Here is a 15,079-nt window from a genome sequence, read left to right on the forward strand (position 1 = left end):
CTTCTCCTGTCGGACAAAAAAGCCTGGGGACGGTCAGCGCTTGATATAGCACTTGTTTTCAATATCTGGACAGGCGAACTCACCGCCTAAATCTAGTTCCGCCATGCCTCGGCTGCATCTCATGGAAATCCATGCATTGCGCGGAGATATCGCCGCTACGGGGACCCTAACGATGGCCTCGCGCGAGGAGCGACGCGGATCGATGCATCAACACCTACCACTGGGAATACGAGCCGGACAGGTAAGACGCTCGGCTGCCTCTTCGTCGGCTGCAGAGTGAAACCGGAAAAACCTCTGCATTCGTCATCCCTGTCTCGTCCGGTTAAGACGGCTCATGAGATAATCTGGAAGCCTCTCCCGACCAATAGATCTGTTCCAAAGTATAGGGCGTGGACGCGGTTTTAGTTCTGCGGAGCGGCTTGGCGGCCGAGCAATTGTTTGGCGACAATGAGACAGGGCGCAGCGACCGCGAACAGCAGGACGAGCGCGAAGAAAGCTTCGTCGAACGAGATCGTGGCGACCTGCTTCTCAAGCGCGCGCTGCAGCAGCGGCAGGGCGGCCTTTGTCGCCGCAGTGCTGTCGACACTGTTCGCCAGAGCATTCGCAGTTGCTCTCAAGCGCTGGTCTACGGCTGGATCGCCATTGACGAGGTGGGACGCCAGTATCGTCCGGTTGTGGACATTCTGGTGATCAATATACGTTTGCAAGAGGGCTGTGCCGGTCAGACCGCCCACCTGCTTGCCGAAGTTGAATAGCCCGATGCCAAACGGCAGCGCATTGGCGGCAAGGCCCTGCAGCGTAACCAGCGCCAGTGCCACGAACAGAAGGCCGAGGCCGAATCCTCGCAGCAGCAAGGGTCAGGTCCGGTGATCCGCTACCGCTCGTCGAAGCGGACAGCAGCCACATGGCGCCTGCGAAGAGCAGAATGCCAAATGGCGCAAGCGTGATCGGGCGCATCCCGGTCCTTTGGATGACGAAGCCGGACAACAGAACCTGATCGGTAGTTCGTACTGAACCTCAGCACAGGTCGTATTATCAGTCAGCCGGATTCCTCAGGCGCGCGAACGTGCCGGCGCGGACCTCCGTATTGCCGAAGACCGCCTACGAGAAATCCACTTTGAAGTAATTCCGGATCATCCCGTGGCAGCAATGATCGCAGAGAGCGCCCTCTTGAAGAGTTCGGTTGTCTTAACGTTCACCTATTTTGACAAGCGCAACACGCATTCGCTGTGCGCAGTTGCGACGGTTCATGAAAACAACCCGCTATCTTGCCGCCGGCTAACGCGGTGCGACACGCAGCCCGGCGGCATCGAAGAGATGCATGCGCTCCGGCGGCAGAGCGAGGTTGATCGGCGGCCCTTGCGTTTCAACGCCCTGCTGCTTGAGAACGGCGATAAGTTTGCTGTCGCCGGCAATGGTGGCGTGGACAACTGTTTCCGGTCCCAACGCCTCGGCCAGCGTTACCCGCGCTTCCACCGATCCCTTGCCGCCATTCGAAAGTTGGATGTCGTGTGGCCGGATGCCAAGCGTCGCGTCGTCTCCCGGTTTCAGCGCGACCCCGTCGACGGCGATCGAGGCCGACAGCCCGCCTGGACCTTCGACACGCACCTCGGCGCCGCTTGCCGAACGCACCTTCACCGGCAGCAGGTTCATCCGCGGCGCGCCGATGAAGCCGGCGACGAACAGGTTGGCCGGCGCGTTGTAGAGATCGAGCGGCCGGCCGACCTGTTCGATCCGCCCCGAGCGCATGACCACGATGCGGTCCGCCAGCGTCATCGCCTCGATCTGGTCATGGGTGACGTAGACCATCGTGGTTGCCAGCCGCCGGTGCAGGCCCGCCAGTTCAGCGCGCATGGTGATGCGCAGTTCGGCATCGAGGTTGGACAGCGGTTCATCGAGCAGAAAGGCGGTCGGATTGCGCACCACCGCACGGCCGATCGCCACGCGCTGCTTCTGGCCGCCCGACAATTGACCGGGCCGGCGGTCTAGATAGGGAGCAATTTCCAGCATGCGCGTCGCTTCCGTGATCCGCGCGTCGATCTCGGCCTTCGGCATACGAATGTTTTCAAGCCCGAAGGCGAGGTTCTGGCGCACGCTCATGTGCGGGTAGAGCGCGTAAGACTGGAACACCATCGCCAGACCGCGTTGCGCGGCCGAAACGTTAGTGACGTCGACCCCGTCGATCTCGACCTTGCCGTCGGTCGGCCGATCGAGCCCGGCAATCAACCGCAGCAGCGTGGACTTGCCGCAACCCGACGGGCCGACGAGGACCAGCATCTCGCCGTCACCGACGTCGAGGTTGATGCCGTGCAAGATCTTCATCTTGCCGTAAGCGCGATCGATGTTGGTCAGCGTTATCCGTCCCATGACATCCTCACTTCAGCCCGGTGCCGGCAATGCCGGAAGTGATGTAACGCTGCAGGAAGACGAAGACGAGGACGACGGGGATCATCGTCACCACGGTCATCGCCAGGATGTAGTGCCACTGCACGTTTAGCTGGCCGGCATAGGTGTTGAGGCCGACCTGGAGTGTGTAGAGTTCCTTGCGCGACAGCACCACCAGCGGCCACAGAAAGTCGTTCCAGCGCCAGACGACCGAGAAGATCGCCAGCACGGCGAGCGCCGGTGCTGCAAGCGGCAATACGATGCGCCAGTAGATCTGCCATTCGGAAGCGTTGTCCATGCGCGCCGCATCGAGCAGCTCGTCGGGGATGGTCAGCATATATTGGCGCAGCAGGAAGACGCCGGTTGGCGTCGCCACGGTCGGCAAAATCACGCCCCACAGCGAATCGAGCAGTCCGACGGCGCCCACCACCGAATAGAGCGGCACCAGGATGACCGACAGCGGCACCATCAGCGTACCGACGATCACAAGCATCGTCAGATCGCGACCGCGGAACTTGTATTTCGACAAGGCGAAGGCGGCCATCGAATTGGTGAGCAGCGTGATCAGCGTTGCCATTGCCGTCACAAAAACCGAATTGCGCAGATAGCGCAGGAAGTCGAAATGGACGAAGGGCTCGGTGTAATTCTCCGTCGCGAAGCCGATTTCGCGCACCGGCTGCCGGTCGGCGATGTTGACCTTCACGATATCGTTCGGCGCCTGCGGATCCACCATTTGCGCCACGATGCCGATGCGCCGCACCTCGGCCAGCACCTTGGTCGAACCATCCGGCAACTTCACCCTGTAGAGGGTCAGCGGCTTGTCGTAGCCTTCGACCCTCGCGTGTTGGCTGACATAAGGCATTATGGTCGGCGGGAACTCGGCGAGCTGTGCCGGCGTCTTGAATGACGAACCCACCAGCCAGACGGCCGGGCCGAACATGATGACAACGCCGCCGAGCAGCCACAGCCAGCTCACGATATCCGTCCAGTGCCAGCCGCGACCGCCGCGCCGGCGGGTCAGGAATGTCATCACGCCGCTCATTCGCGGGCTCCTTTCCGCTCACCCCGGCGTCCGACCTGCAGCTGAACCAAGGTGAGCACGACCAGCACCAACCCCATCAGGATCGAAGCCGCCGAAGCCAGCCCCGGGTTGCGCAGCAGGGAGGCGAAGCCGATCTCATAGATGTACTGCGTGATATAGAGGGTCGAGGTTCCCGGCCCTCCACCCGTCAGCACATAGACTTCGTCGAAGATCTGCACAGCGCGGATCAGCGCCAGTACGATAACGACAAGCAGATTCGGCATCAGCAGCGGCAGCGTGATGCGCCAGAACACCCGCGCCGGCTTCGTGCCGTCCATCTCGGCCGCTTCGTAAAGGTCGCGCGGGATCGCCTGCAATCCGGCAAGCAAGATCAGCGTATAGAAGCCCATATGTGCCCAAACCGAAACGCTGACCGCGGCGGTGAAAGCCCAGAAACGGTCTGTCAGCCAGTTGTGCGGCTCGCCGCCCAGATCATGGACGATCAGGTTGAGCAGGCCCTGGCGCTGCAGGATCCAACGCCAGATCAGGCCGGTGACGACGGGCGACAACAGCACCGGAAAGAAGAACACCGCGCGCCAGAAGCTGCGCCCGACGATCTCGCGGTTGAGGATCAACGCTGTCGCCATCGACACGACCGTCATCAGCGCCACCTGCACGACGACGAACAGGCCGGTATTGTGCACGGCCTTCCAGAAGAGATCCTCGTGGCAAGTGGCAGTGTCCAGGTAGTTGCCGCAATCGAGCAGGCGCTGATATTGCTCGAGCCCCACATAGGTTCGGTCCTGCAGGAAGTAGGCCGTTCCCGACGTGGCCGAATAGAAAAAGTTGATGATCATCGGCACCAGGACGAAAATGCCGAAGATCGCCATGTTTGGGGCGAGGAAGAACGCGGCCATGCCGCCGGTGCCCGTCGCTCGCTGCCAGAACTTCAGCGGCACGTTGACGATCGACGCCAGCCACACGACCGGCGCCGCGAGGGCGGCGCCAATCCCTGCCTTCAGTGTCGCGGCGGCGGTCACTTCGCCTCGGCAACCTTGTCGGCGATATCCTGGTCGATCCTGCCCCAGGCATCGTCGAGGCTGAGCTCGCCGGCCATCACCTGGCTGACGCGCGTCACCAGCGCGGCGAAGTAAGCGTTGGCCCACTTCCACGGCGGCAGCGCATCGGCCGCCGGCAGGGTTTCACCCGCCGCCTTGACGAACTTGTCGAGCGCCGGACCGACGTTCTTGTCGGCCGAGACCCATTTCAGCCCGCCCTTGTCTACGACGCCCTTGTGCGCGGGCAGAAACAGCGTGCGCTCGCTGAACTCTTTTACCACGTCTTCACGGGCCAGATAATCCATGACCTTGGCGACGTCCTTGGGATTCTTCGTGTATTTGATGGCGACCAGCGCCGCGCCGCCCTTCACGCCCGAACAGCCTGCGGTAGCGCAAGGCGAGCCGGTCGCCACCCAGTCGAAACTATCGCCGATCTTGGTCGATAGATTGGCGACCTGCCAGCTACCCGAATAATAAAACGGGATCTGGGCGTTGATGAAGTCGTCGGCGGCCGCGCGATAGGTCGAGCCTGCCGCCGAAACCCAGGTATCCTTCAGCATCAGGCCCTTGGCGGTCCAGTCGACGAGCTTGCCGACGAAAGCCTTGGTGCCGTCGTCCACTTTCGCCGGCATGCCATCGGGGCCGATATAGTTCGCTCCGAAGGAGACATTCGGACCCGAAATGCGGTGACCGGAACGGTCGATGGCGAAGGCAGCCGGAAGCTGCTGGCTCTTCGCCACCTCGGCGGCGGCTTTGACCCAGTCGTCCCAGGTCGCCTTGTCACCGGGCAGCGGCACGCCGGCCTGTTCGAACAGCGTCTTGTTGGCGAAGCCGCCGGTGAGCGTGAGCTGGGTCATGAAACCCGGGATGGCGTTGGAGCCGTCGGGGCGCATCCAGTCCAGCGTGTCAGCGAAATTGTCCTCCCAATATTTCGGATCGGCCACCAGTGGCCTGAGATCGAGCCAGTGCTGGGCAAGCTCCTTGATGTTTGTGACGCGGGCGATGTCCGGACCCTGGCCGGCTTCGAGCTGGATGGGCAACTGCTCCTGGATCACCTTGTAGGCGACGTTGTCGAGCGTGACGTGGATGTCGGGATTGTCCTTCATGAAGCGGTTCAGAATGTCCTGGATGACATCGCCCTCGACACCGTCCGAATACCACATGATGCGCACGTCGCCGGCAAACGCGCTGGTCGATGCGAGCAGGCTGACCGATAGCGCGGCCAGCAAAGTGCGGGTCTTATTCATGCTTCGTCTCCTCCTTTAGCGGGGCGGCGCCCCGATGGTTCAAGCCTGCTACGCCCTCCTCCTCTTGAGCGTCGCAGCCGATCTCCTCCCTACTCTCTGTGCTTCATGCGCATCGCCTCACCGCGCACGGTCCAGTTGGCCGGATCGAGTGTACGTCCCTCAGCCACGATCCTTGCGTCGGCGAGGAAATGCACCGTGCCGTATTCCGGATCCTCGACGATCAACTCGCCGCCGGGACCCGACCGCACCGACAGGTCCCCAAAAACGGCAGTCCAGGCGTCGAGGGCCGGCCGATTGGCATTCTGGTCACCGAGGCGAATGATCCATGTCGTCCTGCGTCCCGCCGCCCGCAACTCGTTGCCGGCCGTCGGGCCGGCCACTACCTGCGTGAGCGGAACATCCGTCTTCAGCATGACGAAGGCGTCGCCCGATTGCGCGAACGCCCGATCGCCACCCACTTGCACGGCATCGAAGGCACGTGCGGGAAACCAGGCGTGCGTGAAGTCGGGTTGTTCATCCGAGCAGAAGAAGCTGACGACGGCGAGGTCGCGGTATTGGTGAAGCCGGGGCAAAGTGCCTGAGCCACCCCAATATGATGGTCTGCCATATCCCGACTGCAGCACTTCGCCGGGGTGGTTGATCCAGATCTGCGCATCCGGATTCTTGCCCAGCCGGGCGTGAATGACGGTCTCCTGATAACCCCATTGGTTCCAGCGGTAGCCAGCGGCGCTGCCCATCGCATGGTCGCGCGTCTTGTAGTGGTAGAGCCGCGCGAAGCGGTCTTGTCCCTGCGCAAAAGTCCATTCCCACGCCGTATCGTCGGTGAGGGAAGCAATTGCTGCCAACCCGTCCGGAACGCTCAAATCGTGATCCCGCAGGCACAATGCCAGCTGCGGCAGCGCGTGAAAGCGCATGCCGTAGTTGCCCTTGCCCCAAAGCATGCGGCAGATGCCGGATAATTCCAGGGAACGCGCGGCGCGCAGCGTGTGCTCATAGGAGCGGCCCTGCGCCCCGGTGAGGATGCCGCGATGCGCCGAGCGGGCGACGATTTCAAGCAGGCGTATGATTGCCTTGCCGGCACGTTCGGCGATGTCCTTGTCCGGGGCCAGCGCGTAAAGCGCGCACAGGCCCTTGAGGTCGATCGGGAAATAAGGCGCCGAGTTGAACTCGGCCATCTCCCATGCCTCGAAATGGTCGAGCCAGGCGCGTACACGCGCGGCTCCAACCGCGGACTGTTCGCGGCCAAGGCGGCCCGACCGCACGAACCGCACATCAGGCAACAGGCCCCCGGCAATATAGGCGGCGGTGTGGAAGAGCAGCGCGTGGTTCTCGGAGAAGTACCACTGCACATCATTGCCGGGCTCGTCCATCCAGTAGCGATAGCCGAGGATGGCGTTGTCGACGCGCGCGCGCAGGCTCGCTTCCAGCCGATCGCCATAGGCCTTGCGGCACCACAGCAGCGGCACCAGGATGAAGTCGGCGCAATCGTGACAATCCTCGATCGCCGGCAGCGTGCCAGAGATCATGGCGTCGGTCTCGGCGCCCTGCCGCCCGATCGCCAGGCGCGCCAGCGCGCGCACGGTGTCGGCCTCGGCGTGACCGGCGACCTCGCGCAGGGCTTCATCTATACGCGCGGTAAGCGTTTCCGGCGCATCGCCCTGACGGCGCGCGTGGCATATCTCGACGCCGAAGACACGCGATACGGAATGGTCTGCGACCGTCAGCGCCACCTTGAAATGGCGAAAGTCGGCCGGCAGCTGCTCGGTATCGGCGATCGGCAGCCGCGTCTGGCCCGCCGGCAGATCGAAGGCGAAGCGCACCGGCGTCTCGATCGACATGAAATCGCCTTCGATCTCGATCTCGACTTGCGCGTCGCGCGGCAGGGCCACGCCGGTGACGAGCGCCACCTCGCCGCCGTCATAGGCGGGACGGTCGAAATGCATGTCGTCAAGGGCTGCTTCCATCGCATCGGCAACGCCGCTCTCGACTTCGATCGGCAGTGCCACCGAAGCAGCCGGACCGGATAGATAATCGAGCTGGAAATAGTAGCGGGCGTCGCGCTCTGCGAGATCGTCGAACCATATCCGGACGTCGTTGCGGCCAGCCTTCAGCGCGATCTTGAAATGCTCTGCACTTTCCAGGTTGCGGCCGTAGGGCGCCATCCAGCCGGCTTCCTCGCCATTGGCAAAGAGTGTGGCGCCGCCGCATGTGCGCAGCCGCACCAGCGCCTCGCCAGTCGAGGCCGCCTCGATGGTGGTCTCGGCCCAGGTTCCAAGCACCGTCGGCCGGAACCAGAAGCCCGATAGGTCGATGCGCGGCGAGGCGAAGGGCAGCCAGATGCGCTCGGCGCCGAATTCGGCGCTGACCTGTGGTCGCTTGCCGCGTCGTTCCGCTGCGAACTGCGTGCGGCACGGATATTCATGGGGAATGAAATTCTTGTGCTTGGTCAGGAAGAAGAAGGGATCCATCTCGCCTTGCATGGGCTGGTCGGCCACGTCGTAGCGTTGCTCGGCGATAGACCCGAGCCGCCAATAGACGATTGGCTGCCCCGCCATGAGCGGCCGGCGCAGCGTAAAGTCCGTCCGAACGCTTTGCGCGGCCTCGCTCATCGCAAATCCTTCACGGCAACTGGATCGACATCGGTGTAGGCCTGGTTCTCGCCGGTCATGCCCCAGACGAAGGCATAGGGGCCGGTGCCGGCACCCATATGGATAGACCAGGCAGGCGACAGGACGACGTCGCCGTCAGCGACCATCAGGTGGCGCGTCTTGTCTGGCCGGCCCATCAGATGGATTACACGGTCGGCCTCGGCGAGGTCGAAATAGCAATAAGCTTCCATGCGCCGCTCATGCAGATGCGGCGGCATGGTGTTCCACACACTGCCCGGCGCGAGGTCGGTGATCCCCATCAGCAAGAGGCAGGACGGGGCCACTTCGGGATGGATGTACATGCGCAGCGTGCGCCTGTTCGCGCGGGCCTCCTCGCCGAGCACAAGCGGCTTGGCTTCGCTGCTGACGATGAGACGGTGCGCAACATTGGCGCCGGCCGGCACCGAGTTCATGTAGAAGCGTGCCGGCCTCTCCGGATCGTCGCTCTCCAGCGTCACCTCACGCGCTCCGCGTCCGACATAGACGATGTCGCGGTTAGCCACGTGAAAGCGCCGGCCGTCCACCGCGACCGCGCCATTGCCGCCGAGATTGGCGATGCCCATCTCGCGCGCGTCAAAGAAGAGCGGGGTGCCGACTTCGGCCCCGTTGCCGAATGCCAGCGGGTTGGCCAGCGGCACCGCGCCACCGACGATCATGCGGTCGACATGGGTGTAGACGAATTCGATCGCGCCAGGCCGGAACAAGCCGTCGACGAGGAACTCGGCCCTCAGCCGGTCCGTGTCCATGCCGGCAATATCGCCCGGCGACGCGCCATAGAGCGCCCGCATCATGCCGCCTCCACCTTCGACTGCAGATGCCGCGCCCCTTCGGTCAGGCACAGAATGGCCAGCGCCTGCCCGTAGCCCGTCGGATGGATGGGTATATCGCGATAGAACTGCAGGTCGGCGCCCATGCGTGTGCCATAGGACACGTTCGCCACCACACCTTTGTCATCGATGTTGGCCACCACGGCTTCCAAGGCGCGGAGGCCGGCGGCACGGCACTCTGTCGAGCCGATTCCGAGCCGCGCGGCCTTCATCAACCCGTAGCCGAAGCCGGCCGTGGCGGAAATCTCCTCGTAAGATGTCGGGTCGTCGAGCAGAGTGTGCCATGCGCCCGAACCTGCCTGCACCTCGAGCAGGGCGTTGATCTGCGTGTCCAGCACGCCGAGCAGATAGGCCCGGACCGAAGGTGCAATTTCGGCGAACTCCACCAGTTCCAGGATGCCGACGGTAATCCAGGCATTGCCTCTCGCCCAACGCGCGCGGGCGAAATTGTGCCGTCCCGCGAACGTCCAGCCGTGAAACCACAGCCCTGATGCCGGGTCAGCGAGATAACGGGCGTGGACCAGGAATTGCCTTTCTGCTTCCTCGACGAAGCGACGCTGGCCGGCAGCCTGGCCGTAGGATGCGAGGAACAGCGCCACCATGAACAGCGTGTCGTCCCACAATTCGTCGTCATTGACCCGGTCCGAAACATCATGCTGGAAACCGCCTTCGGGCGTCCGCGGCAAGGCGGTGGCCACGCGCTCGGCCCATTCGCGCAGCACCGGCTCGAAGCGCGGCTGGCGCCGGCGCCGCCACAATTCGCTTAGCGCCAAAAGGGGCGCGGTGGTGTTGACGTTCATCGCAGGGAGACCGGCAGCGATGCGTCGGTCGTACCAGGCCTCGATCGTCTGCAGCAGCCGATCGTCGCCGGTCTGCGCCCACAGCCGAACCAGCCCGTAGAGCCCGACGCCTTGCGGCCATTCCCAGCTGTCGAAGCTGACATAATCGCCCGGCGTGCCGTCGAGATTCGGCTCATGGAACCGCCCGTCATGACGCAAGCCGGTCATGCCCGCCACGAGGCTGGCAAGCGCGGAATTCAGGCGTTCGGCCGATAGCGGCATCACTCCTCCCGTTTCTCCCGCTTCATCAGAACTGTTTCACAGCCATTTTTCTTGCGCAATCTGAAAATTTTTTGCATTAATCGGATGACTTTGCCGGAGACGACGGAGCGGATGAATATCCAGGGCAAGCGCGGCCGCCCCAGCCGCCGCATTCGACTTGAGGAGATCGCGGCGCGTTGCGGCGTGTCGGTCAGCACCGCCTCCCGTGCGCTGAGCGGTGTCGGCGGCGTGAGGGACGAGCTTCGCACCAGGATCATCGAAACGGCGAAGTCGATGAACTATGCCATTCCCGCCTCGGTTGCCGGCCGCAAGGTCATCCTGGCCGCAAGCAGCGTGGCAATGGTGGACAGTGCCCGCAATCAGTTCACCTACCATGTCCTTGATGGACTCAACGAGCGCGCCCGGTTGCTGGGCGTCGAACTCGTGACCCGGCCGGTTTCGGCGCCCGAGGACGAAATCGCGCTGCTGCGTGAATCCGAGCGCGACGACAGCGTCGCCGGCTGCCTGTTTCTGACGCTGGACGATGACGATGTGCTGACGCTGACAGCCGGATTCGCCAAGCCGATCGTGCTCGTCAACGGCGACGATCCCTCGATGCGCCATTCGAGCGTGACGCCCTGCAATCGCTCTGCCGCCATGCTTGCGGCGCAGCATCTGATCGGCCTCGGCCACCGCCGGATCCTGTTCCTGATGCGGCGTGGCCGGCGCACGATCGAGCGGCGCTATGAAGGTTGGCGCGACGCGCTGATCACGGCCGGCATTGCCGGCTTCGACGACTTCGTGGTCGAGGTGCAGGACTGGCTGCCGGAACTTGCGAGCAGGGCCGTGACCGAGCGCATCGCGGCCCGCGGCCTCGATTTCACTGCCGTGCTGACGGCCGGCGACAGCCTGGCGTTTGGTGCCATCGCCGGCGTCCAGGAGGCCGGATATTCGGTGCCTGGCGATGTGTCCGTGGTCGGTATGGACGACTTGCCGCTCGCTGCCTTCTGCAACCCGCCGCTGACGGCGATGCACATTCCCATGCGCGAGATCGGATCGGCGGCGCTTAGCCTGCTGCTCGACGATATGGCCCATTCGGGGTCGCCGCCGCGTCGCGTCGAACTTGCCTGCAATCTCGTGGTGCGCCAGTCGACGGCACCAGCCCGAAGCGGCGCCGGCGGTCATCAACTGGCCTCTTGAGCGCGCGACTTGCCGCCAGCAAAGAGCAGCGGCAAACCCTCTTGCGTCTGCAGTTCAAGGACACGTCCAAGCAGGATCATATGGTCGCCAGCCGGGAAGCGGTCGGCGACGCTGCATTCGAACCGCGCCAGTGCGCGCGGCAGCAATGGCACGCCGTGCTCGCTCCACGACAGGTCAAGATCCGCAAAGTCCGTCCCCGACTTCGAAAAACGCCAGCACAGATCGATTTGATCTTCCGCCAGCACGTGAATGGCGTAGTGCGCGGAATTGGCGAAGGCTTCGAACCGGCGCGAGTGGCGGCCGATAGACCAGAGCACCAGCGGCGGATCGAGCGACACGGATGAGAAGCTGTTGGCAGTGATTGCGACCGGGCCGTCGGCCGTGCCGGTGGTGACGACCGTGACGCCGGTGGCGAAGCGCCCGAAGGCATTGCGCAAAAGGCGTGGATCGCACACGACATGCTCCATCAGCGGCGCTCCCCCGTTCCCAATGGTGTCGCCGGGGTCCGTTCCGGCACACGGCCATAGGCGTGCGGGAGCGAGCATGTCTTGAGCTGGGGCAACACCTTGGTGCCGAAATGACGCGCCTCGTCGAGATGCGGGTAGCCGGAAAAGATGAAGGCGCGGATCCCCATCTTCATATACGTCTCGATTTCCGACAGAACCTGATCGGCCGAGCCCACCAGCGCCGCGCCGCAGCCAGAGCGCGCTCGCCCGACGCCCGTCCACAGATGCGGCTCGACATAGCCTTCGGCATCGGCGATCTGGCGGTTCCTGGCTTGGTGCGATACGCCGAGCGATCGGGCGTCGAGCGCGCGCTCGCGGATCGCCCTGCCCTGCTCGTCGTCCAGCTTCGAAACCAGCTCCCGGGCATATTCCTTTGCCTCGGCCTCGGTGTCGCGCACGATCATGTGGACGCGCAGGCCGTAGTCGAGCGTCCGCCCATGGCGCTCGGCGCGTTCGTGGACGGCCTTCATGCGGCCGGCAAGTTCCTCCCTGGTTTCCGGCCACATCAGGTAGACATCGCACTGTTCGGCGCAAAGCTCGAGCGCGTCGGGCGAATAACCGCCGAAATAGAGCAGCGGGCCGCCATTTTGCTGATAGGGCTTCGCTGGCGCCGTCGAGAGTCCTTTATAGCGATAGACCTCACCCTCGAAATCGATGCTGTCCCTGGTCCACGCCTGGCGCAGGATCTGCACAGCCTCGCGCGAACGCTGATAACGGTAGGCGCTGTCGGCTGTCTCGCCCGGAAAGTCCGACGAAATGATGTTCACCGTCAGCCGGCCTTCCAGCATGTGATCCAGCGTCGCAATCGTGCGCGCCAGCATGATCGGCTGCATCTCGCCGCAGCGCACAGCGGCGAGCAGATTGATCTTCGAGGTGATCGGCGCGCAGCCGGCTACGAAGCTCAGCGTGTCCTGGCCGACCTGATAGGACGACGGACACAGGATGTTGCGGAAACCTAGTTCCTCGGACGTCTTCACGATCTCGGAGCAATGCGCCCAGCTCGAGCGCAACGCGCCGTCCGGCACACCGAGATAGCGATAGTCGTCCGAGCAGAGTGCGGCGAACCACGAGACTTCGGCTGCATCGAGATCCGGCGAAGTGATTGGGACGATGCTCATTGCCACTCTTCAAAAAAGAAGCCCGGGCCATTCTTCAAAGAGGTCCGGAGCTGCGAATAGGGCTTGCGTAGCATTCGTTTTGGTGTAGATCAATACTGTATCAATTTGAGCCAAACCCGAAACCGGGATGCGATTGGAACGCGGGATGCATTTGACAAGGGCTGACCCCGGCCACCGATCCAGCCAGATGCGCGGGCCCTTGCCTGTGCACTTGCAGACCAGCGAAATGCTGATCCGCGAAATCGCGGCCGGACGGCTGGCCGACGGGGCGCGGCTGCCGCCCGAGCGCGAGATGGCCGCGAGCCTTGGGATTGCCGTCGGGACGCTCAGGAGGGCGCTGGCAGATTTGACCGAAAAGGGCCTTCTCGACCGCATCCAGGGCTCGGGTAACTATGTGCGGGCGCGCGGCGACTTGCTCGGGGTCTATGCCTTTTTTCGCCTGGAGCGCATCGGCGGCGGCGGCCTGCCGAGCGCCGACGTGCTGTCCGTCGAGCGACTGCCCAAGCCCGCCGACCTGCCGCAATTCGGCAGCGCCGGCGAAGCCCACCGTATACGCCGGCTGCGGCGGCTCGACGGCGAGCCGGCCGCGGTCGAGGAGATCTGGCTGGACGTCAGCCGCGCCGAGCGGCTCAAGCGCCAGGATTTGTCGGAATCCCTCTATCTCCACTACCGGCTCGCGCTCGGCTTTTCGATCGTTCGCGCCGAAGACCATGTTGCCGTCGCACCCGCGCCGGACTGGGCCCCGCTCGAATTCAGGCCAACGCCGGGGACGGTCGTGGGGTTCATAGAACGTATCGCCTGGGCTGGCGACGGCGCCAGGGCGGAATATTCCCGCAGTTGGTTCGATCCGGGCGCGGCGCGGTACGTCACGCGTTTCAGATAGGCCGGAGGAAGACGCAGCGTGACCAGATCATCGATCGGCTACGGCATCATCGGCTGCGGCATGATGGGCCGCGAGCATATCCGCAATGTCGCTCTGTTGCCCGACGCGCATGTGGCCGCGATCGTCGAGCCGGACCCCGGCATGTTGGCGGCGTCGCTGGCGACGGCGTCGGGCGCGCGATCGGCGGCATCGATCGCCGAACTGCTGGCCATGGATGAGGTGGACTGCGTCTTGATTGCCAGCCCCAACCACCAGCACCTCGGTCAGATGGAGCAGATCGCCGCACTTCGACCACTGCCGGTACTGGTGGAAAAGCCGCTCTTCACCGAGGGCGCCGACGAGGGGCGGATCGCGGCGTTGAAAGCTCGGCTTCCGCTCGTCTGGGTGGCCATGGAATATCGCTATATGCCCCCCGTCGCCGTATTCGTCGAGCAGGCGCGCCACGCCACCGGCGGCATCCGCATGCTGACGATCCGCGAGCACCGCTTCCCGTTTCTGGCCAAGGTCGGCGACTGGAACCGCTTCAACCGCAACACCGGCGGCACGTTCGTCGAGAAGTGCTGCCACTTCTTCGACCTGATGCGGCTGATCCTCGGATCGGACCCCGTCCGCGTGATGGCGAGCGCTGGACAGGCCGTAAACCATCTCGACAAACGCTATGGCGGTGAGAGGCCGGATATCCTTGACCATGGCTATGTGCTGGTTGACTTCGCGAGCGGCGCGCGCGCCATGCTGGAACTCTGCATGTTTGCCGAGGGCAGCCGCTACCAGGAGGAACTCTGCGCTGTCGGCGGCGACGGAAAGATCGAGTGTCTGGTGCCCGGACCAGGCCGTTTCTGGTCGACCCACCTTGGCCCTGCGCCAGTGCCCCAGTTGATCGTTAGTCCGCGCAATCCGCCTGGACCACGACTGCTGGAGATTCCCGTCGACCCCCGGCTGCTCGAGGCAGGCGATCATAACGGTTCGACCTATTTCGAGCACGCCCGCTTCACCGCTGCGGTGCGCGGACAAGGCAAGGTGGAAGTGACCTTGCAAGACGGCTGGTGGGCCGTCGTCATGGGTCTTGCCGCCCAGAGATCGGCCCGCGAAGGCCGCGCCATCGAACTCGCCGGTGAATTCGCGTTGCCGACCTAGGCCGACGACGCA

At 63.9% G+C, this 15,079-nt stretch carries 13 protein-coding genes; 3 read left to right on the forward strand and 10 right to left on the reverse strand.

Annotation, left to right across the window (positions count from 1 at the left end; genetic code table 11):
• Nucleotides 1-401: 401 nt before the first annotated feature.
• From NKI54_RS18950 to bglB, 8 genes are all read right to left on the reverse strand, one after another.
• On the reverse strand, nucleotides 402-818 hold the full coding sequence (locus tag NKI54_RS18950) for a hypothetical protein (protein ID WP_352692167.1): 417 nt from the start codon (nucleotides 816-818) through the stop codon (nucleotides 402-404).
• A gap of 460 nt (nucleotides 819-1,278) precedes the next feature.
• Nucleotides 1,279-2,367 (reverse strand): ABC transporter ATP-binding protein, encoded by a 1,089-nt coding sequence (locus NKI54_RS18955; RefSeq protein WP_352692168.1) that lies wholly within the window; start codon nucleotides 2,365-2,367, stop codon nucleotides 1,279-1,281.
• Nucleotides 2,368-2,374: 7 nt separating this feature from the next.
• Nucleotides 2,375-3,427: a carbohydrate ABC transporter permease gene (locus tag NKI54_RS18960; protein WP_023674192.1), complete on the reverse strand. Its 1,053-nt coding sequence runs from the start codon at nucleotides 3,425-3,427 to the stop codon at nucleotides 2,375-2,377.
• A complete protein-coding gene (locus NKI54_RS18965; RefSeq protein ID WP_023674191.1) occupies nucleotides 3,424-4,446 on the reverse strand; it encodes a carbohydrate ABC transporter permease in 1,023 nt (340 codons plus the stop codon). Before NKI54_RS18965 ends, NKI54_RS18960 begins: the two co-directional genes overlap by 4 nt.
• A complete protein-coding gene (locus NKI54_RS18970) occupies nucleotides 4,443-5,711 on the reverse strand; it encodes an ABC transporter substrate-binding protein (protein WP_352635289.1) in 1,269 nt (422 codons plus the stop codon). Before NKI54_RS18970 ends, NKI54_RS18965 begins: the two co-directional genes overlap by 4 nt.
• Before the next feature lie 89 nt (nucleotides 5,712-5,800).
• Nucleotides 5,801-8,320, reverse strand: a complete 2,520-nt coding sequence (locus tag NKI54_RS18975) for a hypothetical protein (RefSeq protein WP_023674189.1) — start codon at nucleotides 8,318-8,320, stop codon at nucleotides 5,801-5,803.
• The gene (gene kduI, locus NKI54_RS18980) at nucleotides 8,317-9,150 is read right to left on the reverse strand and encodes a 5-dehydro-4-deoxy-D-glucuronate isomerase (RefSeq protein ID WP_352635291.1); all 834 of its coding nucleotides are present in this window, start codon (nucleotides 9,148-9,150) and stop codon (nucleotides 8,317-8,319) included. Before kduI ends, NKI54_RS18975 begins: the two co-directional genes overlap by 4 nt.
• Nucleotides 9,147-10,247, reverse strand: a complete 1,101-nt coding sequence (gene bglB / locus NKI54_RS18985; RefSeq protein WP_352571374.1) for a beta-galactosidase BglB — start codon at nucleotides 10,245-10,247, stop codon at nucleotides 9,147-9,149. The genes kduI and bglB overlap by 4 nt, the downstream gene beginning before the upstream one ends.
• 111 nt (nucleotides 10,248-10,358) lie before the next feature.
• On the opposite strand from bglB, the gene NKI54_RS18990 reads away from it, so the two are divergent.
• The gene (locus NKI54_RS18990; RefSeq protein ID WP_352455781.1) at nucleotides 10,359-11,426 is read left to right on the forward strand and encodes a LacI family DNA-binding transcriptional regulator; all 1,068 of its coding nucleotides are present in this window, start codon (nucleotides 10,359-10,361) and stop codon (nucleotides 11,424-11,426) included.
• Here NKI54_RS18990 and NKI54_RS18995 read toward each other — a convergent pair.
• The gene (locus NKI54_RS18995; RefSeq protein WP_023674185.1) at nucleotides 11,411-11,893 is read right to left on the reverse strand and encodes a flavin reductase family protein; all 483 of its coding nucleotides are present in this window, start codon (nucleotides 11,891-11,893) and stop codon (nucleotides 11,411-11,413) included. The two genes, NKI54_RS18990 and NKI54_RS18995, sit on opposite strands and share 16 nt — an antisense overlap.
• Nucleotides 11,893-13,050, reverse strand: a complete 1,158-nt coding sequence (locus NKI54_RS19000) for an LLM class flavin-dependent oxidoreductase (RefSeq protein ID WP_352692169.1) — start codon at nucleotides 13,048-13,050, stop codon at nucleotides 11,893-11,895. The genes NKI54_RS18995 and NKI54_RS19000 overlap by 1 nt, the downstream gene beginning before the upstream one ends.
• A gap of 226 nt (nucleotides 13,051-13,276) precedes the next feature.
• On the opposite strand from NKI54_RS19000, the gene NKI54_RS19005 reads away from it, so the two are divergent.
• Nucleotides 13,277-13,933: a GntR family transcriptional regulator gene (locus NKI54_RS19005; RefSeq protein WP_352692170.1), complete on the forward strand. Its 657-nt coding sequence runs from the start codon at nucleotides 13,277-13,279 to the stop codon at nucleotides 13,931-13,933.
• Nucleotides 13,934-13,993: 60 nt separating this feature from the next.
• The gene (locus NKI54_RS19010; protein ID WP_502898230.1) at nucleotides 13,994-15,067 is read left to right on the forward strand and encodes a Gfo/Idh/MocA family protein; all 1,074 of its coding nucleotides are present in this window, start codon (nucleotides 13,994-13,996) and stop codon (nucleotides 15,065-15,067) included.
• Nucleotides 15,068-15,079: the final 12 nt, after the last annotated feature.

The sequence above is a fragment of the Mesorhizobium sp. M0663 genome (assembly GCF_040320585.1).
Lineage (GTDB): Bacteria > Pseudomonadota > Alphaproteobacteria > Rhizobiales > Rhizobiaceae > Mesorhizobium.

What these genes read in the sequence shown, in the direction of transcription:
- NKI54_RS18955 (WP_352692168.1), bottom strand. Translation starts at nt 2,367, where the DNA reads ATGGGACGGATAACGCTGACCAACATCGATCGCGCTTACGGCAAGATG.
- NKI54_RS18960 (WP_023674192.1), bottom strand. Translation starts at nt 3,427, where the DNA reads ATGAGCGGCGTGATGACATTCCTGACCCGCCGGCGCGGCGGTCGCGGC.
- NKI54_RS18970 (WP_352635289.1), bottom strand. Translation starts at nt 5,711, where the DNA reads ATGAATAAGACCCGCACTTTGCTGGCCGCGCTATCGGTCAGCCTGCTC.
- NKI54_RS18975 (WP_023674189.1), bottom strand. Translation starts at nt 8,320, where the DNA reads ATGAGCGAGGCCGCGCAAAGCGTTCGGACGGACTTTACGCTGCGCCGG.
- kduI (WP_352635291.1), bottom strand. Translation starts at nt 9,150, where the DNA reads ATGATGCGGGCGCTCTATGGCGCGTCGCCGGGCGATATTGCCGGCATG.
- bglB (WP_352571374.1), bottom strand. Translation starts at nt 10,247, where the DNA reads ATGCCGCTATCGGCCGAACGCCTGAATTCCGCGCTTGCCAGCCTCGTG.
- NKI54_RS18990 (WP_352455781.1), top strand. Translation starts at nt 10,359, where the DNA reads ATGAATATCCAGGGCAAGCGCGGCCGCCCCAGCCGCCGCATTCGACTT.
- NKI54_RS18995 (WP_023674185.1), bottom strand. Translation starts at nt 11,893, where the DNA reads ATGGAGCATGTCGTGTGCGATCCACGCCTTTTGCGCAATGCCTTCGGG.
- NKI54_RS19000 (WP_352692169.1), bottom strand. Translation starts at nt 13,050, where the DNA reads ATGAGCATCGTCCCAATCACTTCGCCGGATCTCGATGCAGCCGAAGTC.
- NKI54_RS19005 (WP_352692170.1), top strand. Translation starts at nt 13,277, where the DNA reads ATGCTGATCCGCGAAATCGCGGCCGGACGGCTGGCCGACGGGGCGCGG.
- NKI54_RS19010 (WP_502898230.1), top strand. Translation starts at nt 13,994, where the DNA reads ATGATGGGCCGCGAGCATATCCGCAATGTCGCTCTGTTGCCCGACGCG.